Genomic DNA, 24,242 nt, shown 5'->3' on the forward strand with positions numbered 1-24,242 from the left:
GCTATGTCGCACCCCGTTTTATCCCAAATCAATGTTTTTCCGGTTAAATCAGTCGGAGGTGTGTCGCTTTCGTCCGCATGGGTAGAAAAACAAGGGTTGAGTTTTGACCGTCGTTTTATGATTGCCAAAGCCGATGGTTCGATGATCACTGCGCGAAAGTACCCTCAAATGGTAACCGTGAAATCAGCGTTGCTTGCCGATGGAGTGGTGTTCAGTAGCTTGGGAATGGAACCACTTAAAATCCGTTATCAAGATTTAAAAATGCAGGAAACACCCGCAACGGTTTGGAAAGATACCTTCACCGCTTACACGACTACCGATGATGCGGATGATTGGTTTAGTCAGGTATTGGGACAGCGCGTAGAGTTGCTTTTTAGCGGTGAACAATCCAATCGTGTCCGTGAAAAACTGGGACAAAATGTGAGTTTTGCTGACGGCTATCCAGTGTTGGTGATCAGCCAAGCTTCGCTAGAGGAATTGAACAAAAGAAGTTCTGAGCAACACTCCATGGATCAGTTCCGCACAAACTTAGTCGTATCTGATACCAAGCCATTTGAAGAAGATTCTTGGAAGCGCATCCGAATAGGGGAAGTGGAATTCGAATCTCTCAAACCTTGTGAGCGTTGTATTCTTACCACGATCAATACTCAGCGTGGCACTTTCCGTGAAAGCAAAGAGCCGCTCAAAACGTTGCAACAGTTCCGCGCCAATGAACGAGGTGGTGTGTTCTTTGGACAAAACCTTGTGGCGCGCAATGAGGGCATTATTCGCCAAGGCGATAAAGTTGAAGTGCTCGAATATAAGGAGCCGGAATTTTATCCGGACAACTCACCTGTGCGCATGACGCTGACGTGTGTTGAGCGTGAAGAGATTGCTCAAGATTTCGTGACCTTATGGCTAGAACCGAGCAAAGGTTCTTTACCAAACTACTTACCGGGCCAACATTTGCCGATTGAGGTGGATATCAATGGTAAGAAAATTGGTCGTAGATATACCTTATCGTCTAGCCCATCTCGCCCTGGTCGCTATGCTATCTCCGTTAAGCGTATTGCGGGTGGCCGCGTGTCGAATGCTTTGTTAGACAACCTACAAGTCGGTGATGTATTAGAGGCAGAAAACCCAGATGGTCAGTTCCACCTTAAAACGCATGATGCGCAGCCGCTACTATTGCTGTCGGCGGGCAGTGGTGTTACTCCAATGCTGTCGATGGTGCGCTATCTTGCAGACCACAATCAACTGAATGACGTGGTGTTTTACCATCAATGCCGTACTGAGCAGGATATTCCATGTCGCTCAGAGTTAGAGCAATTAAAACGCGAACATTCAGGGCTGGAAGTGAAAATCTGTTTAACGCAACCAGCGGTGGATTGGTTTGGTCTTAAAGGGCGTTTAAGTCTGTCTCATATCAAGCAAATCAAAGACGTTGAACAGCGCCAAGTGTTTGTTTGTGGGCCCGATGGTTTCATGCAAAAGGCCAAGAACTTATTGTTGAAGAAAGGTTTGCCAGAGGCGCATTATCATCAAGAAGCCTTTGGTGTTTCTGCTGTGGAAGCAAGACCAGAAAAAGAGGTTGAGATTGAATTCAATGGCTTGAAGATCCAAGGCAACAATCAAAAAACGCTCTTGGATCAAATTGAAGATGCAGGGAAAGTAGTGAGTAATAGCTGTCGTGCTGGCTTGTGCGGTGCGTGTAAGGTACAGCTCACATCAGGACAAGTTCATCACCCAGATGTACCAGCCTTGACGGATGAAGAACGCGCAATGGGAACGGTATTGGCGTGTTGCGCGATTCCAGAAACGGATGTCACGGTAACGGAATAACCGAGAAGGTGCGGCCACTAACCAACAAAAAACGCTGCTAATTTTAGCAGCGTTTTGAGTTTTAAAAGCGAGCAAAAAAGATCACTTAGTCGTAAATCGTTGGGATTGGCTGACGCTTGTGCTGAGTTGCTTTGTAAATCGAAACCAAACGATCGACAACTTGTTGAGAAACTGGTTTACCTTCCAAGAAGTCGTCAATCTGCTCATAAGTTAGGTTTAGTGCATCTTCATCTGCTTTCTGCGGTGCCAGTTCTTCTAGGTCTGCGGTTGGAACTTTCTTCACTAACACCTCTGGCGCGCCCAACGTTGCGGCTACTTCGCGCACTTGACGTTTGTTCAAACCAAACAGAGGGGCAAGGTCACACGCGCCATCACCAAATTTGGTGTAGAAACCAGTGATGTTTTCTGCAGAGTGGTCAGTACCTAACACCAAGCCACCGACGTAACCGGCGATCTCGTATTGAGCGATCATACGAGCACGTGCTTTTACGTTACCTTTTACAAAGTCTACTTTTGCCGCGTCTTCTGGCATTAGCCCTGTGCCTTCTAGTGCAATATTAGAAGCGGCATGCATACCATCAACACCTTGTTTGATGTTCACAGAGATAGAATGCGTAGGTTTAATGAATGACAACGCCAATTGCGCTTCATCTTCGTCTTTTTGCTCACCGTAAGGCAGACGTACTGCGATAAACTGGTAATCGTTGCTGCCAGTTTCTTCGTTAAGTTGGTCTACAGCAAGTTGGGCAAGGCGACCTAACGTGGTTGAGTCAACACCGCCACTGATGCCAAGCACAAGTGACTTACAACCTGCTTCTTGTAGCTTACGCTTAATAAAAGCAATACGGCGTTCAATTTCGAAATGCGGGTCAATTGACGGCAACACACGCATTTCGTCACGGATGGATTGTTCCATTTAGGGTTCCTTTTCCTGCAAATATCTTAGACACAAAAACTGCTTCGAGTGGTCATTCACCAAAGATCAAACAGTGTGACGTCGTTATCGAGCTAAAATGGTGATAAACCATTCAATTAAGGCTCGTAAACGTCGCTTTAGTGTCAAAAGCTCTAAAGATTAGTAGTATCATACCGAATTCATCAGATTAGAAAACTCTCTTCAACCAGGTAATCACCGGATATGAAAAAAATCGCCATTTTTGGTAGCGCATTTAACCCTCCTAGTTTAGGTCACAAGAGCGTAATCGAGTCTCTGAGCCACTTCGACCTTGTGCTACTCGAACCTAGCATTGCACATGCATGGGGCAAGAATATGTTGGATTACCCAATTCGGTGCAAACTGGTTGATGCCTTTATCAAGGACATGGGGCTTTCTAATGTTCAGCGCTCAGACCTAGAGCAAGCTTTGTACCAACCGGGACAAAGTGTGACGACCTATGCGTTATTAGAAAAAATTCAAGAAATCTACCCAACTGCCGATATAACTTTTGTCATTGGTCCGGATAATTTCTTCAAATTTGCTAAATTTTATAAGGCGGAAGAAATTACGGAACGTTGGACTGTCATGGCGTGCCCAGAAAAAGTTAAAATTAGAAGCACGGATATCCGCAATGCACTCATAGAAGGCAAAGATATCAGCACCTATACGACACCAACTGTCAGCGAACAGTTGCTCAACGAAGGCTTATATAGAGAAACATTATCTGGTAAATAAGAGGTCGGTTTTCATGGTCAGAGTAGCCGTATTTAGTGCATGTGCGCTGCTTGTGGTGACGCAAGCTAACTCCGCATGTAACTATCTTTCTGATCGCTCCGTGGTGTTTGAAGAGAACACCATGCCCATCTGTGAAGAAATTTTTGATACTGTTGGTGTGCTTAGTACCGATACCTTAGATTGGTATGCTGCTGAAGCGACAGCAGAAGGACCAACAGAAAACTACTGGGAAGAGTGGGCAATCAAATCGCAAGACATTCCGTTTCTTACTCAAAACGTAGACAAAAACTATTTTGGTCTTGGTATTTGGATGCCAGAAGAGCTACGTGAAGAAGAAAACAAAATGACCACAGAAGAGTGGCTTCGCAGCCATGGTCTCATGTTCAGCATCGGTTTTGGTAATAAAGCTGATGGTGAGCCAAGAATGCGCTTCGACTATCGTTGGCACGAGTATTACGACGCCGACTGGATGATGCAAATTGAAGTGCCATTTTAGTTCATTGTTTTTCACCGAGCGTTCGATGTGTGTTGTGCTTGGGATTACTTGGGGAAATATGTGACCCTACGTGAGGCAAAGAATAAGAAAAGGGCGTACCGCAAAGTACGCCCTTTTTGATCTTGTGTGAGTCTCGTGTGAGAAAACGCTATACACCGTTAACTTATAGCGCTTCACCAAACACTAAAAAGCAAAGCTGTTCGTATTCTTCTGTGTTGCCAGCAAACAAGTGCTCAACAATTTGAGATTCCTTTTTCCCAGACAACTTCATTTTTCTTGCTTCGCGCAGCGTAAGCACCAAACAAAGCTCTCTCGAAATGCGAGCTTCGCATCCTGGCTTCCACTGATTGATTGCCAGGCTGAGTGCCGAGTTTGATAGATTTGGTGAAATCGCCAGTACTTCGTGTTTAACCACAGCGAGCAAATCTAACTGGATATCAGAACGCGTCTCGGTCTTCGCCAGCTTTTCAATTAAGGCTTTCAGCAAAATCGATGGTTTGATAAAACCGGCCTGTTGAGCAAATGCATCATTCAAACGCACAGAAAAATCACAACGATGGACATGAGTGTTAGGTAAAAAAGTGAGTGAGCTCAAACATTCTTGAGGAATCCAAAAATACTGGCCGGGTTCAATGGCATACTCTTGCTTACCCAATTTGATGATCGCTAATCCGCTTACGACAGACAGTAAACTGTGCTTTAGCGATTTTTTACGCGCGGCAACGTTCAGAAAAGGGTAATTAGCGTCGTGAAATTCAATAGCGTAGTTCATTATGATCACCAGTGTTTTTGGGGCGCTAAGGGTAACGCTAAACCTAAACGATTCCAACCAGCTAACCGTAATTTTTAGCATGAGAAATTGTAGCCTAACTGGTATGACCATGTTAAAAGTATGGGTTGAAATGCTGCGAGACAGCAAAACTATGCGTAAAATGTGCCAGCTTTTTTTGATATGTAATGAATAATGACTGCCAATACCGATCCTTATATTGAAATTCGTCCTTACAATGACGAAGAAATTCCAGCAGCGCTGGATCGTCTAATCCAAGATGATGAATTTATCACTGCGATTCTCGATCACCGTTTTGAAAACAAAGCGAAATGGTTCAAAACGCTCATGAGTCCGTTCCTTCGCATTTACCTAAAAGCGAAGTGGAGCAAACTTGACTCCGTAGAAGCGATCCAAATCGAGGTGAAAAAATACCTTCAAGATACGTTGAATAAGACAACGGATGGCGTCACGTTCTCTGGTTTAGACAAACTGGATAAAAACACCTCCTACTTATTCGTGTCTAACCATCGCGATATCGCAATGGATCCCGCTTTAGTTAACTACGGTTTGTACCAAAGTGGTCACCGCACTGTGCGTATTGCAATCGGCGATAATTTGCTGAAAAAACCGTGTGCGACAGAGCTGATGCGTTTGAACAAGAGCTTTATTGTTAAGCGTTCTGCAAAAGCTCCACGAGAGATGATGAAAGCGCTTGGACAGTTGTCTGGCTACATCAAACACTCGCTGGATACGGGTAACTCTATTTGGATTGCTCAAAAAGAAGGGCGCGCAAAAGACGGTAACGACTTTACAGATCCTGCGATCTTAAAAATGTTCCACGTTGAAGGTCGCAAGCAAAAGATCGCGTTTGGCGAGTACATGCGCTCGTTAAAAATTGTGCCGGTCTCGATTGCTTACGAGAACGATCCATGTGACATCGCTAAGGCAAAAGAGCTATTTGAGAAAGCAGAAAACGGCCGTTATGAAAAAGGCGAGTTTGAAGATATCGAAAGCATCATCCAAGGCATTGTTGGTTACAAAGGCCGTGTTCATGTGGCATTTGGTGACGTGATTGAGCAAGAGTTTGAAACGCCAGAATCGCTAGCGAATGAAATCGACCGTCAGATCCACGAGAACTATAAGTTGTATCCGATCAACTTGCTCGCTGCAGGTCGTGAAGATTCAAGCATTATCACAGAAGCGGTGAAACGTCAGCTTGCTGATAAGCTAGAACAGCTACCAGAAGGCGCAAGACCATATCTTGTTGCGAGCTACGCTAACCCAGTGAATAACCAAGATTAGTCGCTGTGTATGCTGCCCAAATGAGTTAGGCGCATCCAACTACTCCAATGAAAAACACCTCGTATTGAACGAGGTGTTTTTGTCTCTGCGTATCTCTTTTTGTCTATCCAATTAGCGTGCGACTGCGCCACCTAAGGTCAGATTCTTTGGCCACTTGGTTATCTTATTGCCACCCAAAAAGATGTTGCCTTTTACCGTCATTGTGTCGGGAAACTCGGTCAGGGCCGAACCACCAATGTAGAGGTTGCCATCGACCACCAAGCCTTCTGGTAGCGCTTTCAGTGGCGTTCGGATCACACTCAAATCACCTTTTACTCGAAGTTTTGCCGGAAGTGTTTTTAACGGAGTATCGGTCAGGTTCAAATACCCTCCCAGCTTTACCCCTTTGGGCCAGCTTTCAATCTTACTACCTAGTAAGTTAGCGTAACCTTTGATTTTTACGCCCGACTTGATTGTTTTCAGGGAGCTATTTTTTGCGTCCAAGCTGCCACCAACATCTAAGCCCTTAGGCAGCTGAGTAATTGGCGTTTGGGAAATGTCCACATTCCCTTTTATGACCAAGCCAGATGGGAGTTCAGTGTATGGCTTGTTTCGAAGATCTAGATTGCCATAGTTGTCGATATGGCCAAATTTGGAATAGTAATCGAGCTCGTAAGCACTAGGAGACGAGCTAAATGCAATTAACGCGAGGGCTAAAGGGATGAAACGCATAACGATTACTTTCCAATAAAAAACGATAAAAGCATAACCTAAAGAGTCAGTGACGGCTATATCGGGCTGAGCTTAACTCGCCGTTGTTCGTAACGACGTGGAGGAATATCTGAGAATTAGAAGTAAGAACAAATTGCTAGAATATGAGATTCTGCCAAGAACCTGAAATACTTCCTTGCTAGTATTGTTCGGGCATAAGGGGATATTCATGAAGTTTAAAAGAGTTTCTATTTTTACTCTGAGCGCCATGGTCGCGCTATTGTCTGGTTCAGTTTTTGCCAAATCTTACAGCACGCCGGAGTCAAAGGCTTTGGTGGTTGCTGATGGTAAAATAGGCCAGCGAATTTGTTACTACGAAGATAAAGCCTATACCGCTGGTGCGGTAATCAAAGTCGATGATGTGCTTTTGGTGTGCTCTGATGAAAACGACTACGAAACCAATGGGTCGTTAAAGTGGGTCGTGTTGAAGCAAAAGAAGTGATTTAGATAAGAATAAAGCGAGCTCGTTGCTCGCTTTAAATTGAATTAACGCGCTAGAGAGCGAGTTTTCAGTTCAAAAATAAGCTTTTCTGCACTTACTTCAAACTTGAATCGAGCGGTTAGCTCTTTAGATTCTTCTGTCAGCTCTGACACATTGTATTCAACGCCAGCGCAGACTGATTTAGCTAGTTCGATGTATTTCGCTAACTCAGACTCTAATGCATCTTTAGTCTCTGCGAAAATCGTTACGTCAGCAACCTCGTCGCCTTCTTTGATGATGAAACCAATCTCACCAGCACAGCCACAAGCTTCACATACTTGGCTTTCTTCTAATTCGACACTCATAACGAATCCTCTTGTAAAAACTAAGGGTATTCTAGCAGGTATTTGATCTGTATCTACAAAAATGAGCAGTTTCGTATAAAAATACAACAGCATGTTGTTTTGTTAATTGCCGGTTAACGGTTGGGTGAGTAAGTCAACAATAACGTTAATGTGATATGTATCAACATTTAAGAGCAATTAACCAACATACTAACGAGATTTGGGTCAGGCCAGTTGAACTAGGGGTAAATTTATAAGACTATTTCTTGATTGATTATTTCTACATAATTATCATTCTTGGTCTTTGAATAGTTTCAATGAATAATTTGGCGCAAGGTTTTGATGCAATTCACTTTTCGCCTGATTTTAAGCGACGTGTATTGACACAAATATCACCGTAAATTGCACGTTACGCAGTGCAATTTCGTTATGATTGAGGGCCTAACGTTATGTTAGGAGAGCACAGTACATAATGCTGAGGATGATTTCATTCTGGCCTCATTTAATTGTGAGTTAGATGGATTTACAAAGAGAAGAGCTTAAAGTATGCCAAAGCGTAGTAAAGAAGATACCGAAATCACTATCCAGAAGATCATGGATGCCGTTGTTGATCAATTGCTAAGACTTGGTTACGACAAAATGTCGTATACGACGTTGAGTCAGCAGACAGGTGTATCGCGTACAGGTATTAGCCACCATTTTCCTAAGAAAACGGACTTCACCGCAGCACTAGATGGTCGTATCTTTAAAATGTTTATCGAACATCTAGAGTTCGAAAAAGGTTTAGATGCGTTTTCACAGAGCTGGATTAAAGCTTTAGAAGATTCTGAATTCTTAGCGATTTTACGACTACTATTCCATCACATTGTTACGTCTGAAAGCGCTCACGAATTTGCAGCAAATGGCATTGATCGTCTGTACAAGATGGTAGAAAGCCAGTTTGGCTCAGGTGGAGATAAAGAACTGGAATGGTTGATTGGACGCTCGCTGATTCAAATGAGCAAATAATCAAAAATTACAAAAAGCCCCGCTAATTATTAGTGGGGCTTTTGCGTTTCTGAGGGGAAATTTAAACAAGTGAGTGGCAGAGCTGGCTAGTGCTCGAAAGCGCTTCTTAAAGAGGCTCTGCGCCTCTTTAAGCTATGCCGCAGCGTGGACTTGAGGAAAGTCCAGAGTCGGGTGTTTTGTCACGATAGAGCGATACCCATAAACTTGTTCAATACGTTCGGGCGTTAGGGCCTGCCAAGGGTTGTCATCGCATACAAGTTTGCCGTTATGGAGCAACACAAGTCGGTCTGCGTATTGTGAGGCTAAGTTCAAGTCATGCAATACGACAACCACAGCAGCGTTCTGCGCTTTTGCCGCCTCACGAGCAATTTTAAGCGTGTTGTGCTGGTGGGCGAGATCCAGTGCCGACGTAGGCTCGTCCAACATCAGAATCTTTTTGTCACCAGATTGATGCAGTTGCGTTAGTACTCGAGCCAAGTGCAAACGTTGCTTCTCTCCGCCTGAGAGGGCAGGGTACAAGCTTTCCGCTAAGTGCAGAACATCGGTTTTTTGCATGTAGTGTAGGGCAAGCTCAGTCGTTTCTTTGTTTGAAAGCGACAAAGGGATCGCACCGAGTTCGACCACCTCTCGTGCCAAAAATGGAAAAGTGAGCGTGCTGTGCTGGGGCAGCATGGCGAGGTGCTTTGCTATGTCTTCAGGTTTCCAGGCTTCTTTAGGCTCGCCAAAATAGTCAATCTCGTTGTGTGATGGAGTCTCACCACACAGAAGTTTAAGTAGTGTACTTTTCCCCGCGCCGTTTGGCCCCAATAACGCCGTCACTTCGCCGGCTCGAATATCGATGCTGATGTTATCAAGTACTACTCGATGGCCGTATTTCATTGAAATATTCCGGCCAGATAAAACCACGTGATTCATTACAGAATCTTCCCTCTTTGCTGGAACAGTAAGTAGATGAAAAATGGCGCACCAATGAGCGCAGTTACGATTCCGACAGGTAATTCGGCTGGTGCCAATAACACTCGCGCGATCATGTCTGCACAGGTCAGCAATAAAGCTCCCAACAACGCCGAAATAGGTAACAGTGTGCGATGATCAGGGCCTGCTAGCATGCGTCCGAGATGTGGGATAACCAAACCGATAAAGCCGATAGCCCCGCAGATACTAACTGTGACACCAACGCCTACGGCGGAAAGCAGAATGAGCTGACGCTTCAATCTTTGTACCGGAACGCCCAAGTGGCGAGCTTCTGATTCACCAAGCAATAATGCGTTTAAAGACATGGCTTTTTTGTGAAACCAGAAAAGTAGCACCACGAGAGTCACAGAAGCTAAGCCAATGCCTGCCCAGTTTGCGCCCGCAAGCGAACCCATCGACCACAACGTTAAATCGCGCAGCATTTGGTCATCCGCAGAAAAGTTGAGAAAGCCGATCGCGGCACCTGAAAGTGCACTGATCGCCACGCCAGCGAGCAGCATGATCGTGACGGACGTACCAAACTTATTCGTACCAAGCCAGTACACCAGCACCGTTGTCAGAGCACCGCCCAGAAAAGCAAATAATGGCAACGCTGCTAAGTTCATGAGTTGAGGATGGTTTTGGCTAAACTCAGCAAAAACGACGATGGCAAAAGCGCCGCCCAGCGCCGCCCCAGCAGAAACCCCAATAATGCCGGGTTCTGCCAATGGGTTTCGGAAAAGCCCTTGCATGACCACCCCACAAATTGCGAGGATTGCGCCGATGAACATACACAAAATCGTACGAGGCAGGCGAATCTCATTGATAACGAGTTGAATGTGCGGTGTCAGCTCTGAATGCGCGCCAATTAAGCCGCGCAGACTGTCTGTGAAACTAATGTTCATCGGGCCGACGGTTATAGAAGCGATGGCGATAAACGCTAAAAATCCAGACAGCGTAATCAGCGTGGTTGATAAAGGAATACGTCGTAACAGCATCGAAAATCTCTATGGGTAAAGCAAGGCATTGAGACGTTTAGCTTCTGACAGGCTTTTTAGTCCCAAACCGCCAACCAAAGCGTGTCCATCAATGGTGATGATGTTCTTTGTCTGGCCTGCTGGTGTTGCTGCAAGTAACGGCATCGCCTTTAAAATGGCGTCTGCACCGCCCATGGTCTCATAGCTGCGGCCACTAACTAAAATGACATCGGGTTGCATCTCTACCATCGCTTCGGTTGACAGTGGTTTGTAAGAGGTCAGTTTTTTCGCCGCAGGATTGTCACCGCCTGCTAACTCGATGATGGCGTCTGGCGTGGTATCCAAGCCTGCAACATTGGCTGGGCGACCTTCGTGAATAAGCAAAAACAGCACTTTCTTTTTAGCAGAAGGTGCAGGCTGATTCGCTTGCAAAGATTCGACTTGCGCTTTTACCTCTTGCTTCAAGTTTGTTGCTTGAGACTCACGGTTCATGATCGTTGCAATCTGGTCGATACGATGTAGAAGGCCGTCAACGTTGGCTTCTGTATTTACTATCTCGACATCCACACCTGCCGACTTTAGTTGATTTAAGGTGGTTGCTGGGCCCATCTCATCAGAGCCAATTAACTTGGTTGGGCTCAGTGCCAACAACCCCTCTGCTGAAAGTCGGCGATGATACCCAACGTCGGGTAACTCCATGCCTTGCGGCAAAGTACTGGTTACATCCACGGCGACCAAGCTGTCTTTCGCATCGAGCGCAAGTAATAGTTCGGTAACGGCGCTGCCCGCACTGACGACGCGTTCTGAGTTTGGGGCGTTGTTGGCAAATAGGTTCGTGCTTGCAAGTAACAGAGCGGCAGCAGTCAACGCAGTGCGCACTGGTGATAATGTGTTCTTCATGAAAATGTTCTCAGTTTTATGTTCTTGTTATGGCGACTCTTCAGTGAGCAATTGAGTCGCCTGAATTCCGTTTTCTTGCAAAAAGCCAAGAAGCTGAACAAGTGATTGAATATTAGCTGTTTTTTCTGCACCAATCACAATAGGTTTATCGGTCGATTTACTCTCTTCTAACAGCGCGAGAGTGAAGTTTTCCCAATCAATGTACGTCTGTCCGTTGATCGCCCAATAAGGCTCATCCTTGAGGATATTAACGGTAATCGACTGCTTATCTACCTCTGCAACGGCCTGAGAGTCGGTGCTTGGCAGCGCGACATCTAATGAATCGAGTTTGACTGCGGCGGTAAGCATCAAGAAAACCATCACAATAAAAATGATGTCTAACAGCGGTGTTAAATCTGGTGTTAAGCCGTTGCGGTTATTGTCCTGTGGTACTTTGATCATGAAGCTTTCGCCTCAGCCGTTTTGGTGACACTTAACGTTGTTTTTATTTTTTCTGGAGACACGTGCTGCAGGGAAATGCCTTCAAGCCACAAATTCACGTAGTTGAGAGTATGCTCAAGTTTGGCGAGTACGCGGTCAGCCCACAAACCGATGATTTGTGCGCCAGAAATAGCGGGTAGGGCGATGATCAAACCAGCGGCCGTTGTGCGCATGGCTAAACCCAAGCCGTCAGCCAAATCGTTAGGTGTGATGTTCCCAGTTGAAACCGCGATGCCTTTAAACATCTCAATCAATCCCAATACTGTGCCGAGAAGACCAATTAGCGGGCTGATCACGCCGATCAACGTCAGAAGGCGAAGACCAGAATGCAGTTGATGACGCTTTTCTTGCAGCCACATGCCAGCCGCGTCTTCACGCAGCGATTTAGCGAATGAGTGGTGAGCCAATAGCATTGCTACACCGCGATAAAGCAGGGGACGCTTGCCCGACAACTCATCGGCCAGCGCTTCAATATCTCGGCTGTTGGTTGGGTCTAGACTAGCCAAATGTTGACGAATGGCACTTTTGCCAACGCCAAGACTGATGAATACTTGGAAGAATCGTTCCGCAATGATCATGACGGTGAGTGCCGAGCAAATGATCAAAGGCCATGTCATAAGACCGAACTGAGTTTGTAATTCTTGTAGTTGTTCCATTATCCTTCCAACTTAAAACGAACTGGTATTTGTACTCGGTGAGCCACTTTTAGCCCGCCTAAAATATGTGGTGTAAATTGCCATTGTTTAATAGCTCGCAGCGCTGAGGCATCCAGCGACTCGGTGCCAGATGATTCAAGCAAAACATGTTTGATTTGGTTGCCATTCTCATCGAGCCATACCTCATACAAGGCTGCGCCTTCGATACCGCGCCTTTGCGCAGACCTTGGATAACGGGGCTGCGTTGGTTGACTCACAAACGTTGGTTTGTCGACCAAAATAGGCTGAGACGTTGCCCCTTTGGATTGGCTCGCTGATGCAGTTTGCTGAGTAACCGTATCTTTCTTCACCGGTTCTATTTTTTTCTTCGGTTCGGCTTTGGGCTGAGTTTCTTGCTTGGCAACCGTTTTGGTTGGTTCCACTTTCTTAGGTTGCTTAATTGGCTCTGGCTTTTTCTCGACCACCTTTTTCTTCACCGCCTCTTTTTTGACAACCTGCTTCTTAACGACCTTCTTTTCAGGCTCAGGTTGTTTTTGAGGCTGTGGCTCTTTTGGTGGTACCACATTCTCTGGTGTGGGCTTTTCGAGCGTTGGTGGTGGTGCAGATACAAGGTTGAGGCTTACCGAGCTTGCTGGGTTTCCAGCAGGCATTGCGAACACTTTGTTCTCTTGCGAGACAAAAAGAAGTGCGGCATGAATGACGAGAGAGGCGCCTCCTGCAATGACATATCTTTGTACGTTCACGGGTTATTCTCGGTAGAACTATGAAAACTTGAGGCGATTATTACTTACAATCGAAATAAGATCAATTATCAATTGCATTATCATTACGGTCAAATTATGATCCTTGCAGTTTTTTTGAGATTAGCCTCTATCCCTTATGTGGTGGGGTTTAAGTGAGTATATATGAGCGTCGATATTGATAAATTTGACGAATCAGTTCTGGGCAGCGATAGCCCTGACCCCCTGAGATTTGCTTTTGTGAAGAAGCACTCGGCTCATGCTGGCGGAGCGAGTGTGCCAGTACCGCCACCTCAACAAGCAGGGGTTTTGTCGAGCATTACTTCTGACCAAAACGTGAGAAACAACAAACGCTGTTTGTACATTCACGTACCATTTTGCCGTGTTCGCTGTACTTTTTGTAACTTCTTTCAGAATGCGGCCAGTCGCAAACTTGTCGATGAGTACTTCGCTGCGTTAATGCAGGATTTGAAGGAGAAAGCAGCACTTCCTTGGACGCAAAGCGGCATCTTCCATGCGGTTTACATTGGTGGTGGAACGCCGACCGATCTTTCTCCCGAACAAGTTCGTGTGCTGGGGCAGGCCATTCATGATTATTTCCCTCTCGCGTCTGATTGTGAAATTACTTTAGAAGGGCGCATCAATCGTTTTTCCGATGAGTTGTATCAAGGTGCGTTAGATGGCGGCTTTAATCGCTTCTCTTTTGGCGTGCAGAGCTTCAACACTCAAGTTCGTCGCAGTGCAAAGCGTCTTGATGATAGAGAAGACGTACTCAAACGCGTTTCGGAACTGGCGAAGGAAGACAAAATCCCAGTCATCATCGACTTGTTGTATGGCTTGCCTTATCAAACCAAAGAAATACTTGAACAAGATCTTAACGATTTTATGTCGACAGGCGCGCATGGCTTGGATTTGTATCAGTTGGTCGTGGGTGGAACTGCGCCAATGCTCAATCTCGTTGAAAAAGGCAAGATCCCCCCACCAGCGACGACGCCAGAGAAAGCGGGCATGTATGAGCTGGGTGTGAACTTTATGGCGAAGCACCATATGAAGCAGTTGAGCGTGAACCACTGGGCCGTCGATAACCGTGAGCGTAGCCTATACAACAGCTTAGCCAAGACGTACGCAGAAGTGTTGCCGATTGGATGCGGTGCTGGTGGCAACATTGGCGGATACGGGATGATGCTGCACCGTACTTTAGACACCTACATCAAAGCGGTGAATGAAGGGCAAAGTACGATTGCGATGATGATGAAGCACAGCCCATTAGAGCCATTATTTGCAGCGCTAAAATCCGGGTTTGACCGAGGCATTGTTCAGGCAAGTAAACTGCCGATGTTTATGGGTAGCGATACGTTCGATTTTCTCATGCCGCTGTTTAAAGTATGGCAAGACAAAGGCTTAGTTGAGCTTCAAGAGCGAAGCTTAGTGCTTACTTTAGCGGGCAGTTTTTGGGCCGTTTCGTTAGCGCAAGCCTGTATTCAGGTACTGACATCAGAGATGAACGAAAGCGTGCCAAAAGTATCCAATAATTAATGAAGACAAATTGAAGAAAAAGATGGAAAACAAAATGGAATCAATCAAGCAACAGGTAGAAGCTCTATTGGAACAAGAACCTCAACTTCTGCCTGCCGCAATGGCAGAGCGTTTAGGTGTGACAGAATTTGATGTTGTCGCTGCACTGCCGCAAGAGATGGTTGCGATTGCTCCGGGTGAACAAGCGCAAACAATCCTTGAAAGCCTAGTTGGCTTTGGCCCAGTGACGACGATCGTACACTCCTTCGGCTCCATTTTCGAAGTGAAAGCGCCTTTTCCGAAAGGCAAAGTTGCGCGTGGTTATTACAATCTAATGGGGCGAGAAGGTGAGCTACATGGTCACCTCAAATTGGACAACGTGAAAAATATCGCGCTGGTCAGCAAACCGTTTATGGGACGTGAAAGTCACTACTTTGGCTTTTTCTCTGAATGCGGCAGCAATATCTTCAAAGTGTACTTAGGGCGTGATGAAAAACGCGAACTTATTGCTGAGCAGGTAACGGCGTTTCGTGCCATGCAAGCTGAGTTAAATCAGTAACAAAGACAGCCAGTCGTCGCGGCTTTTACGTTCAAGAACGTGAGAAGTCGCGACCACGAACATACATAACCGAACTAGAATTCGGGACAAATAAATAGAAATAAAGTCAGGTATCAATATGGATCAACAAGTTAAACAAGAGCGTTTGCAAGGCCGTCTAGGGCCAGAGATTAAAGAATTTCGTCAGGAGCGCCGTACTTTACAGCTTGCAACGGTAGACAGCGAAGGCCGTCCGAACGTAAGTTACGCGCCTTATGTTCAGAATCAGGAAGGTTACTTCGTTTTGATCTCTCAGATTGCTCGCCATGCTCGAAATCTGCTAGAAAATCCAAACGTTTCACTGATGATGATCGAAGATGAAGATTCATCCAAACAGCTTTTTGCACGTAAGCGTCTGACGTTTGATGCGGTCGCAACGGTTGTTGAGCGTGATACTGAAATGTGGCAATTGGTCGTTGGTCAGATGAAAGCGCGTTTCGGTGACATCATCGACGGTCTAAGCCAGCTTGAAGACTTTGTACTGTTCAACCTAAAAGCTGAGAAAGGTTTGTTCGTAAAAGGGTTCGGTCAAGCGTATCAAGTCTCAGGCGATGACTTGGTTGATTTTGTGCATCTACAAGAAGGCCACAAGAAAATAGAAAACGCCTAATGCGGACGTCGTTTTTATGATTACTAAGAGGGAGTTAGGTTATACTGGCTCCCTTTTTTACATTGGAACAACAGCATGAGACCTGTAAGCAAGGAACTGAGCGAGATCTGTTATCCCTTTATTTACGAAGACAGCCCTGTGTGCGATTTCGAGATCACCGCAGACGAGTTGTGCAGCCGGATTGGGTTGGTGCTGTCGATGGAATTGGACGACTTCAGTCGAGATATTCTCACGCGCCTTCAGCCTAATGTTTACCATCTCAATGGTTCGGTGCGTGGCAAGTTAGCGATTACAGAATCGGAAGTTGAAGAGCTGAAAGCAGACTATGAGGCCATAAAAGCGCGCATAGACGGTGGTTTTAAAGGTTTTGTGCTGCCCGGTGGCCATGCTACGTCTAGTCAACTGCATTTGTGTCGCTGCCAAGCAAAGAAAACCGTTCGAGCACTCGTCGCGATAGAGCATGCTGGGAAAAAGCAACCAGCGCCGATTCTGTTCCGTTACGCCAACTTAATGGCCAATGTCATTTACAGCTTGGCTTCTTACATTAATCATGTTTACCAAGTGGAAGAAACTGAGTTTGTGTCTCGCAGCTACGCTATGCCAAAGAAGTAAACGCTGTAAACAAGTTGCTTTAGTACACGTGCCTTAAGCGTCGCAGTGTCATCAATGGTCAGCAATAAATCGTTGAAATGACGACAAAGTGATAACGAATTCGAGTGGCCACAAAACCACATATTATGTTCAGTTAAACGTTAAGAAGCCATGGCATTGGCTTCTAGCTCTTTTGCCCCGCGGAGCATAGCTTCGATGAGCTCACCAGCATTAAACTTTTCTAACGCTTCGTGAGCGCCAACTTGATGCGCTCTATCGACACAAATCTCACTCGACAGTGAAGTATGTAGAATGCGGTACGAGTGATTAAGAGCTGAGTCATTTTGCACTTCAAACGCTAACTCGTAACCATCCAACCCCGGCATTTCAATATCACTGACCAGAATATCTATTGGGCGATTTGCTTCAGCTTCATTTTTCATCAACTGCAGTGCATCTGAGCCATTTTTACAAATTTGATAGGAGATATTGATGCTATCTAGCGCGTCACTTAATTGCTTACGCGCGATCGACGAGTCATCCACCAACAAGATATTCAGTGCTTTGAGACGTTCACGCTCTACATCCGTCAGCATCGGGATATTCGCGTTTTCATACTGCGGATAAATTTTAGAAAGCAGTAGCTCGACATCGAGCATTTGAACTGTTTGATCGCCATAACGAGTGATACCCGTCACGAAGATGTTTTTTCCAGCACTTGCTGGTGGCGTTTCAATGGCTTTCCAATCACATTCGATGATCTTCTCTATGCTACGAACCATAAACGCAACCACAGTGCGTAAACAGTCGGTCACGATGAGGTAGCAGTTTTTGTATTCTTCTGGCGTAATTGGACGAAAGCCAACCGCAGCGGACATGTCGATAACAGGAACGGTGAGATCACGAATGGTCACCGTACCAATCACATGGTGATGGGAATACGGGATTTTTGTGGTTGGCATGTAGGGTACAATTTCACGAACTTTAAGTGTCCCTATTGCGAAGTTTTGTTGCAGGGTGAGCTTAAACATCAACATACCCTGAGATTGATTCGCCTTACTAACGACTTTTGCCATGAAATAACCTTATAAATGCCACCGATTTGTGTCTAATCATATCTTATAAAGCGACAGCTTCAACCGTATAGGAAGTAAATGTGAGCTTTTTAAGCAATCTCTTTATAAATCGAGGTCAATATTACCCGTGTTGCACAGGTTTTCATCACCTAGCCAAGTGTTTTTGGGGGAAGCCATGGCCTAAAATGGGTAAGGTGGAGAAATGTTTGGCGCAAACCGGTGTATTCGGTAAACTTGCGCCACCAGAATAGTGAGAGATAAACACATGGCAAACACAGCAGCCGCATTGCACATTCTTGTTAAGCACAAAGAACAAGCTGAAGACATCATCAAGCAATTGAAAAAAGGCGCTAAATTCCAAACACTAGCGAAAAAATATTCAACTTGCCCGTCTGGCAAACGTGGTGGTGACCTTGGTGAGTTCCGTCGCGGTCAAATGGTGCCTCAATTCGACAAAGTTTGTTTTTCTGGTGAAGTGTTAACTCCGCACTTGGTCAAAACAAAATTTGGTTGGCATGTGGTCAAGGTTCTCTACAGAACATAGCCTCTACCCAGAGCTCATGAGCTGACTTTCGAGTTTCTTGAACGCCAGTACATACGAGCAGAAATCATGGTAAGCACGAATTGGCTTACCATGATTCACTTATTCTTGCCCAAAATCATTCAGAGTCAGAAACTCTATTTAATTCCTTTCACACCATTACTTCTAATAGCTTCAAGCTGACTGTAAATAGACAACGTACCTCAATAGCAACCATTACGTTCCCCAAAAAACTTAGTCTTTAAAACATAAGTTGGAGCGACGACCGTTCTCCCTTTGGCTTACCTTGAGAAAACAACTCATACAAGATCAACGCACACTAACGCATTGTTAAATTAATGTTTAATAAGTGAGAGTTTTGTTGCTCTTTTACTAATGTCTAATATTCCTACCGGTAGCAACACATGCTTAATAAGTGCAAATCAATAAAGGTGCTCGATAGCAGCTAGGGTGTGGTCTCGTATTGGTCGAAGGTTTGTGTACCTCGCGAAACTCTAGTTGAGATGGTTCAGCTTTGAAACGTAAAAAAGGATAACTCAATGTCTGACTCAAGTAAGACTTTTTACAGGGATGTGCGCAAGAAACCGCATGAATTTGAAAACCGAGAAGACTTTCTAAACCATGATTTAACCGTTATGAGCTTTCGTCGCTGGGGTATTCATTTGCCATCGCGTGATTACAGTATTGAAATCGAAGATTGGGTACCAGCGTTAGCCGCCACCATAGGTAAGGTGGTTATGGTGACTGCCATGGTTGCGGCCTTTGCTGCTCAGTTCGGCTTATCTCCGGAGTTCGTTGCAGAAAACGTGCGTTACGAACTGCTTATTGCAGGTGCTCTGTTCGTTATCCTGTTTTCCGCCATCCTAAACCCGAACGCAAACTTAGCCGGTACTCATGGCCCAATGATACCGCTGATTCCTATGATTGCTGCCGCTGGCGGGCATCCTCTGGCTCTCGGCTTGATGGTCTGTGCGTTTGGTTTAATTCTCGCTTTTACTAAGGGCGGTTCAAAGCTCATGACCCTGACTGGCATTGGGGTTAGAGGTGGGTTGCTGATCTACCTTGGCGCAGTGGGATTGATCGGACAAATCAATAAGACAGAAGCGTGGGCTGCAAGTACCGACCAAGGTTACATCTCGTTTGTGGTCATTGGTCTAACGGTTATGGTTTATGCCTACTTAGCCAAAATCAACAAACGTTGGTTGGCTATCCCACTGTGTTCTGCGCTAGCGGGTATTGTCGCTTACGCGATGGGTGCTGAGTTTGCTTTTACCACGGAGCCGGGCCTGCCTAATTTCAGTCCATTCTACTGGTGGGGTGAAGATACCGGCTGGCAACTAGGCTGGCCAACGTTAGAGCATTTTATTGCTGTTACGCCATTTGCTCTGTTAGCCGTCGCTATGTGGTCTCCTGACTACCTTGGTCATCGAGTTTTTCAAGAGCTTAACTACCCAAAAGAAGCGAAAGGCGTACTAATGGATGTCGACGATACGATGGTCGGCGCGTCTATTCGTCAGGGGGTTGGTTCACTATTAGGTGGCGGCAACCTAGCTTCTTCTTGGGGTACGTACATGATTCCAGCCGCAATTGCCAAACGTCCTATTCCTGGCGGCGCGCTATTAACTGGCTTAATGTGTATTGCCGCAGCGGTAATTGGTTACCCAATGGATCTCGCGATGTGGGAGCCTGTTTTGCGCGTTGCGTTGATTGTCGGTGTGTTCTTACCACTTCTTGAAGCGGGTATGCAGATGATCCATAAGCATAAAGATTCACTCAGTGCGGGTATCTGTATTTTTGCTTGTGCATTCGTTAACCCAGTGTTCGGCTGGGCAATAACTATGCTGTTGGATAACCTCGGACTTATCGGTGATCATGAGCGCGCTAACGAACTATCGGGTAAAGATAAATACCTTATCCCTGGCGTGGCCTTTATCGTTTGTGCAGGTTCCCTTGCTGTAGTTGGTCAGCTTCCGGGTATTCCCGCTCTAATTAGCTAATAGACGCTCGTTCTAAAGGCATAGATGGTAACTATCTATGCCTTCTCTCGTTCCCACTCTACTCTTGTCCAAAGTCCATCGGATATTAGATAAGACTATTGGTTCACTTCTTTAGTGCTGAGTTAAACTCGATAAAGAGGGGGGAAGCCAATTTTCACTTCAGTGCCATAGTCATTTGGAATTGGTGACTTGAAGTTGATGTAACTGGTTTATGCCCCTTTCCGTTTTACCGAAGAGTGTCGTCTCAGATGCGCTAAGACAGAAATGCCTTAGATTTTCTAATCTAGCTGTATCTACAAGTCGTGGGTCGTACGATACATTTAGACTAATTAATTTAGAAATGTTTCATTAAGAAGTCCTTTTACGTTCGTAGCAAAAGTCAATGATGTCGGTGAAGCTAACTTCTTCTTGTGATAGTTGCTCTTTCAATTTGTCCAGTTCAGCGATATTAGGCAAAGCATTAGTAGGGGAGATTACAACCTCAAACTCAGGATTGTACTGCTGTCCAACTCTTGTAAGCTCTTTTCCTAATTGGAAAAGTATGTTGTCGCGCAGTATTAATTGGTTTCTTTTAAAACGGAGCAAACGATAGCAATCGAAAAAATCTGAACGCTTTGATGAGTCTTGTTTTCTGCCAGTCCAGCCAGTATCTCTCGTTGCTCGATACAGTGCTTTATCTTGCGTATCTACCCAATAGTTAAAGTCAAAATCGCTTCTTGGTATGGGGTTCTTATATGTGGCTTCGGGAAAAAATGCAGTGTTGTCATATTGGTGCTTATCTAGAGCGATCAATATCCTATTTTGTGCTAACAAAAGTTGCTTAGTGGCACTGGAAATATCAATTCGAATAAGTTTACTTGTATCTAAGATTCGTAGCTCTGCTGGTAGTAACTCTCCATCGCTATTCCAATGCTCTTTGCGTCGTTTTGGCAAAAGCTGGATGAATATATTCAAGAACTGGAACAGATTAACTGAACTTAAAGGCACTATATGTAGTTCTTCTTTTTCTGCATCTTCATGAAGAAAATAGCGTGCACTTTTCAAACGCACTAATTTTTGAGCTATTTCCTCCACCCACTCACGTACAGTATCGTCTAAACAATGATGCCTACGTCTCCCTTTGACATTTCCAAGCAATTTATCAGCTAGCACGTCATCATTAGACTTTATACTGAAAAGAGCTTCATTTCTTCGATGAATCGATTTAAAAATTTGAGAAAAATCTTGATTAAACATTCCTTGGTAGAAGCCCTCTCGTTCTCTCAAAGGACTAATGAAAAGTCTTTCTAAGAGCCCCATATTTTCTGTATCGAAATGAAAATGATGTTCTGGTTTCCCTTTAACAAGCTTCATAGGTAATCCTCTTCACTGTCTTCAGTATCTTCTAAAGAACGTTTAAGAGAGGAAATATCATGACCTATTTCGAAATCAACAGAGCCAAGTTGCGGAAGGATATGTAAAGCAATAAACAGATGAGAAGCATCCGAAAATGAGTTGCTAAGAAACGCTCTAATTATTTTGTTTTTATGGGCTTTTCCTCTATTCATACCCATTTGGTCTCCATATCCATCTTGCCTTGTACGATCTTCAAAAGCTGATTTCCAGTTGAAACGAATCATATCTCTTGGGGATGCACTAGAGCTAAACGAACGAGGGTTTGAAAGCCGTACCATCCTCTCCAAATATTGTTTCTTGGTTGGAAACCTATCTATCCATTTATTGAACTCGCCAAGTGCCATTTCAGATAGTCTCGAATTCTCGAAGTAAGCTCCATATAAAATAGCAAATCCTACAACTGACATTATATCGTTCAATACAGTTGAAATGAGATGTAATCGAAACTCATCATTTATATCGAGTTTAGGATCTACGAATTTAGAGTCGGAAGCCATAAAAGCTAGTAGCATGAACATTGAAATAGATTTACTTAACTTATCCTCATCATTCTGCTCAAGTGCATCAATACAAGCTTCGGCGAGTTCGAAGTATATGTGCCCAAAATGATCTGGTAGTTCATCATTTTGTTCTTGCCTAAAAACATGCCCAATAATACTAGCTTCACCTAGCATCTCTACTGCTTCATCTCGTGCTGTGGCGTGTTGCTTTCTAAAAGCATCAATATCTATTTCTGGAAATAAATACTGCTTTTCGGAGTAATGTTCAAACTCTCTGTATCTATTAATTAGCTGAGATATATCTTCGAACCATCTAGGTAACTTCCAATAATTGTGAAGATTTGCCAAAATTACTTGAGTCGCAGCTTCTTTCATCTGCATTTCTGATAGCTTCTTTACAAAGTTAGGGATCGTAAATGCATAATAGTTGCTGATTTCCTGAAGCACCTTTGCGTAATGATTTAAAACCTTTTGAACTGCCAGTTGTTGGACATACTTAGGTTTTGATAGTCGCTGACCTTCAATCCTTCGTTCAAAGTTGATGCGTTCCACGACAACGTTTAACTCTACTTGCAGGAAAGAAGGTAGATATTTTAGATGTTTACCTGTCCATATATCAGTATCAAAGAAGTGCTTTAGCTCTTCCTCGAATATAAACATACGCCTCATTGTTTCAAGGCAAAGAGTGCTTCCTAATGCAGCCCATGTGTCAGCTATTCCAATCAATAGAACTAGTTCCTCTGGTTCTTTCTCAATTTTTTCTATGGAAGCAAAAGCAGTTTCTATAACTGACTGTATTTTTTGAATTTCTTGCATTCCTATTGAGAACTGAAATTGTTCTGAATAAGTTGATATTCGAGATGACAGTTGACTTAGGAGGTTTAGTCCTAACATAAAATCATCGGTCGCAAATGCTAGCTCTACATGCTTAGCTAATCTATCAATAATCTCATTCTCTAACCATTGATAGTCTGTTTCATCTTCTGTTGCTAATTGGCTACTTGTTTGTAAAGCAGTATGGGTGGCGCTATCTCCGGCATAGAACCATTGCTTATGTTTTTTTCGCCTTGGGAACCAATAGCTTGTATGAGCGATACGATGTTTGTTATGTAGGTAGTGTTGTAATAATGCTGAATAATTATGGCTAAGTTGAGGCAAGTTATCATTAAGCTTTTTTGTTTCACTTTTCATCTCGTCATCGATATAGCATAGCTGTTTAAAGGCTAAGCGAGCTTCTTTTGAATGATGGTTGGATAGAGAAACTGAATTGTTAGACTTAGCTGCATTCTCTATATGGTGAGCTATTCTAGGTAGTACTTCACTAGTAGCCAATTGATTGAGATTGAAGAAGTTGAATAGCCGTTGACCTAAAGGGAACAACGCAAGTGAGCTTATAGCTGTTAAAAATGTTCCTACAGCATAAACTGAAACTCCCAGCGCAATGCCATAGGATTCTAGTGTGGTGGCGATGAGACAAAAGATGGCCGAGAAGACTAAAACGCGTGAATATACATTACCAACCTGTTCAGTCGTGAGAAGCTGAATAATATCACGCCGAAGTTTAGTGTAGCCCGTACTTAATATAATACCTATTGATGCGAAGTATATTGAAAATATGGTGGTAAGCAGTTGTGCATACAATCTGAGCTGGTTGATATTAAATTCTATTTGCTCTTTACTAAGAGGCTCCAAAATATTTGTGTTTGCTCTAATATAACTCTCAAACAAGCCTAGAATAGTCAAAGCGAGAATCACTCCGCTAAGGCTCTTTAAACCTACAATGGTAATCGAGCCTAAAATTGTAGTGTTGTTCTTAGTTTTAGTAAAAGATGCTCGTTGTTTGTATAAAGTCCGTTCTAGAAGAAAGCCCATCCTTGCATACTTAGCTTTAGATTTCCAAAACCACGATTTAGAAGTCAGCCATATTTTTATTGAGTCAACCAAAATACACACCCTATCAGAGGCTTACGAAGCTACTAGGCATCATAACACCTGAAACTTCTGCGTATCAATTGTTCATATAAAACATACTTCAATCCAAGCTAAACGTTCCTATAATCACAAGAGTGGTAAGCTCGTTAATTTGCCATACTTCAAGTAACTCGCCTTTTACAAATTTACGTAAC

General features: G+C 44.3%; 25 protein-coding genes. 12 read left to right on the forward strand and 13 right to left on the reverse strand.

Translation table 11 applies throughout. The features are described from left to right. Positions 1–3: 3 nt before the first annotated feature. Entirely contained in the window at positions 4–1,821 is a 1,818-nt protein-coding gene (locus UF05_RS06390) for a hybrid-cluster NAD(P)-dependent oxidoreductase (protein WP_045545866.1), read from the forward strand. Positions 1,822–1,906: 85 nt separating this feature from the next. Here UF05_RS06390 and nadE read toward each other — a convergent pair whose 3' ends face one another. After that, positions 1,907–2,737, reverse strand: a complete 831-nt coding sequence (nadE, locus tag UF05_RS06395; RefSeq protein ID WP_005480808.1) for an ammonia-dependent NAD(+) synthetase — start codon at positions 2,735–2,737, stop codon at positions 1,907–1,909. 222 nt (positions 2,738–2,959) lie between these two features. On the opposite strand from nadE, the gene UF05_RS06400 reads away from it, so the two are divergent. Then, on the forward strand, positions 2,960–3,493 hold the full coding sequence (locus tag UF05_RS06400) for a nicotinate-nicotinamide nucleotide adenylyltransferase (RefSeq protein WP_025793840.1): 534 nt from the start codon (positions 2,960–2,962) through the stop codon (positions 3,491–3,493). Positions 3,494–3,506: 13 nt separating this feature from the next. Further along, positions 3,507–3,989 (forward strand): hypothetical protein, encoded by a 483-nt coding sequence (locus UF05_RS06405; protein ID WP_025793841.1) that lies wholly within the window; start codon positions 3,507–3,509, stop codon positions 3,987–3,989. Between the two features lie 163 nt (positions 3,990–4,152). Here UF05_RS06405 and UF05_RS06410 read toward each other — a convergent pair whose 3' ends face one another. Next, positions 4,153–4,761 carry a hypothetical protein gene (locus UF05_RS06410; RefSeq protein ID WP_045545865.1) on the reverse strand — a complete coding sequence of 203 codons (609 nt, stop codon included), beginning with the start codon at positions 4,759–4,761 and terminating at the stop codon, positions 4,153–4,155. Positions 4,762–4,953: 192 nt separating this feature from the next. Here UF05_RS06410 and UF05_RS06420 point away from each other — a divergent pair, with 192 nt between their 5' ends. Beyond that, complete coding sequence (locus UF05_RS06420; protein ID WP_045545864.1) at positions 4,954–6,063, forward strand: 1-acyl-sn-glycerol-3-phosphate acyltransferase; 1,110 nt, start codon at positions 4,954–4,956, stop codon at positions 6,061–6,063. Positions 6,064–6,174: 111 nt separating this feature from the next. Here UF05_RS06420 and UF05_RS06425 read toward each other — a convergent pair whose 3' ends face one another. Further along, on the reverse strand, positions 6,175–6,774 hold the full coding sequence (locus UF05_RS06425) for a hypothetical protein (protein WP_045545863.1): 600 nt from the start codon (positions 6,772–6,774) through the stop codon (positions 6,175–6,177). A gap of 208 nt (positions 6,775–6,982) precedes the next feature. Between UF05_RS06425 and UF05_RS06430 the strand changes: the two genes are divergently transcribed. Continuing rightward, entirely contained in the window at positions 6,983–7,255 is a 273-nt protein-coding gene (locus UF05_RS06430) for a YnjH family protein (RefSeq protein WP_005498191.1), read from the forward strand. Between the two features lie 44 nt (positions 7,256–7,299). Here UF05_RS06430 and UF05_RS06435 read toward each other — a convergent pair whose 3' ends face one another. Beyond that, complete coding sequence (locus UF05_RS06435) at positions 7,300–7,599, reverse strand: YfcZ/YiiS family protein (protein ID WP_005488152.1); 300 nt, start codon at positions 7,597–7,599, stop codon at positions 7,300–7,302. Between the two features lie 525 nt (positions 7,600–8,124). Here UF05_RS06435 and UF05_RS06440 point away from each other — a divergent pair. Beyond that, on the forward strand, positions 8,125–8,586 hold the full coding sequence (locus UF05_RS06440; RefSeq protein ID WP_005481342.1) for a TetR/AcrR family transcriptional regulator: 462 nt from the start codon (positions 8,125–8,127) through the stop codon (positions 8,584–8,586). Positions 8,587–8,718: 132 nt separating this feature from the next. Here the strand turns inward: UF05_RS06440 and UF05_RS06445 are convergent, their stop codons facing one another. Genes UF05_RS06445 through UF05_RS06470 form a run of 6 tightly spaced genes read right to left on the reverse strand, consistent with a single transcriptional unit; the run spans position 8,719 to position 13,296 of the window. After that, positions 8,719–9,501, reverse strand: coding sequence for a heme ABC transporter ATP-binding protein (locus tag UF05_RS06445; RefSeq protein WP_043038509.1), 783 nt, complete (start codon positions 9,499–9,501; stop codon positions 8,719–8,721). Next, complete coding sequence (locus UF05_RS06450) at positions 9,501–10,538, reverse strand: FecCD family ABC transporter permease (RefSeq protein WP_045545862.1); 1,038 nt, start codon at positions 10,536–10,538, stop codon at positions 9,501–9,503. Before UF05_RS06450 ends, UF05_RS06445 begins: the two co-directional genes overlap by 1 nt. Positions 10,539–10,547: 9 nt before the next feature. Then, on the reverse strand, positions 10,548–11,417 hold the full coding sequence (locus UF05_RS06455; protein WP_045545861.1) for a heme/hemin ABC transporter substrate-binding protein: 870 nt from the start codon (positions 11,415–11,417) through the stop codon (positions 10,548–10,550). A gap of 27 nt (positions 11,418–11,444) precedes the next feature. Then, positions 11,445–11,858 carry an ExbD/TolR family protein gene (locus UF05_RS06460; protein WP_005454456.1) on the reverse strand — a complete coding sequence of 138 codons (414 nt, stop codon included), beginning with the start codon at positions 11,856–11,858 and terminating at the stop codon, positions 11,445–11,447. Then, positions 11,855–12,553 (reverse strand): MotA/TolQ/ExbB proton channel family protein, encoded by a 699-nt coding sequence (locus UF05_RS06465; RefSeq protein WP_031854084.1) that lies wholly within the window; start codon positions 12,551–12,553, stop codon positions 11,855–11,857. Before UF05_RS06465 ends, UF05_RS06460 begins: the two co-directional genes overlap by 4 nt. After that, positions 12,553–13,296 carry an energy transducer TonB gene (locus UF05_RS06470; protein WP_031854083.1) on the reverse strand — a complete coding sequence of 248 codons (744 nt, stop codon included), beginning with the start codon at positions 13,294–13,296 and terminating at the stop codon, positions 12,553–12,555. Before UF05_RS06470 ends, UF05_RS06465 begins: the two co-directional genes overlap by 1 nt. A 162-nt stretch (positions 13,297–13,458) precedes the next feature. On the opposite strand from UF05_RS06470, the gene hutW reads away from it, so the two are divergent. The 4 genes from hutW to UF05_RS06490 all read left to right on the forward strand — a co-directional run bounded on the left by hutW (position 13,459) and on the right by UF05_RS06490 (position 16,628). After that, complete coding sequence (gene hutW / locus UF05_RS06475) at positions 13,459–14,829, forward strand: heme anaerobic degradation radical SAM methyltransferase ChuW/HutW (protein WP_025534986.1); 1,371 nt, start codon at positions 13,459–13,461, stop codon at positions 14,827–14,829. 34 nt (positions 14,830–14,863) lie between these two features. Then, on the forward strand, positions 14,864–15,367 hold the full coding sequence (hutX, locus tag UF05_RS06480) for a heme utilization cystosolic carrier protein HutX (protein ID WP_005488127.1): 504 nt from the start codon (positions 14,864–14,866) through the stop codon (positions 15,365–15,367). Positions 15,368–15,485: 118 nt separating this feature from the next. Then, positions 15,486–16,016, forward strand: coding sequence for a heme utilization protein HutZ (gene hutZ / locus UF05_RS06485; protein ID WP_005488117.1), 531 nt, complete (start codon positions 15,486–15,488; stop codon positions 16,014–16,016). 75 nt (positions 16,017–16,091) lie between these two features. Continuing rightward, a complete protein-coding gene (locus tag UF05_RS06490; protein WP_025500720.1) occupies positions 16,092–16,628 on the forward strand; it encodes an ATP:cob(I)alamin adenosyltransferase in 537 nt (178 codons plus the stop codon). A 140-nt stretch (positions 16,629–16,768) separates the two neighbouring features. On the opposite strand, the gene UF05_RS06495 is transcribed toward UF05_RS06490, so the two are convergent. Then, entirely contained in the window at positions 16,769–17,683 is a 915-nt protein-coding gene (locus UF05_RS06495; protein WP_031816995.1) for a chemotaxis protein, read from the reverse strand. 265 nt (positions 17,684–17,948) lie between these two features. Between UF05_RS06495 and ppiC the strand changes: the two genes are divergently transcribed. After that, positions 17,949–18,227: a peptidylprolyl isomerase PpiC gene (gene ppiC, locus UF05_RS06500; RefSeq protein WP_005375342.1), complete on the forward strand. Its 279-nt coding sequence runs from the start codon at positions 17,949–17,951 to the stop codon at positions 18,225–18,227. A 536-nt stretch (positions 18,228–18,763) separates the two neighbouring features. Then, complete coding sequence (locus UF05_RS06505) at positions 18,764–20,221, forward strand: DUF3360 domain-containing protein (RefSeq protein WP_045545860.1); 1,458 nt, start codon at positions 18,764–18,766, stop codon at positions 20,219–20,221. A gap of 348 nt (positions 20,222–20,569) precedes the next feature. Here UF05_RS06505 and UF05_RS06510 read toward each other — a convergent pair whose 3' ends face one another. Together UF05_RS06510 and UF05_RS06515 are read right to left on the reverse strand one after the other, a co-directional pair. Beyond that, a complete protein-coding gene (locus UF05_RS06510; RefSeq protein WP_045545859.1) occupies positions 20,570–21,574 on the reverse strand; it encodes a hypothetical protein in 1,005 nt (334 codons plus the stop codon). Further along, entirely contained in the window at positions 21,571–24,069 is a 2,499-nt protein-coding gene (locus UF05_RS06515) for a hypothetical protein (RefSeq protein WP_231583926.1), read from the reverse strand. Before UF05_RS06515 ends, UF05_RS06510 begins: the two co-directional genes overlap by 4 nt. Positions 24,070–24,242: the final 173 nt, after the last annotated feature.

This window comes from Vibrio sp. S457-15 (genome assembly GCF_000960545.1).
Taxonomy (GTDB): domain Bacteria; phylum Pseudomonadota; class Gammaproteobacteria; order Enterobacterales; family Vibrionaceae; genus Vibrio; species Vibrio parahaemolyticus.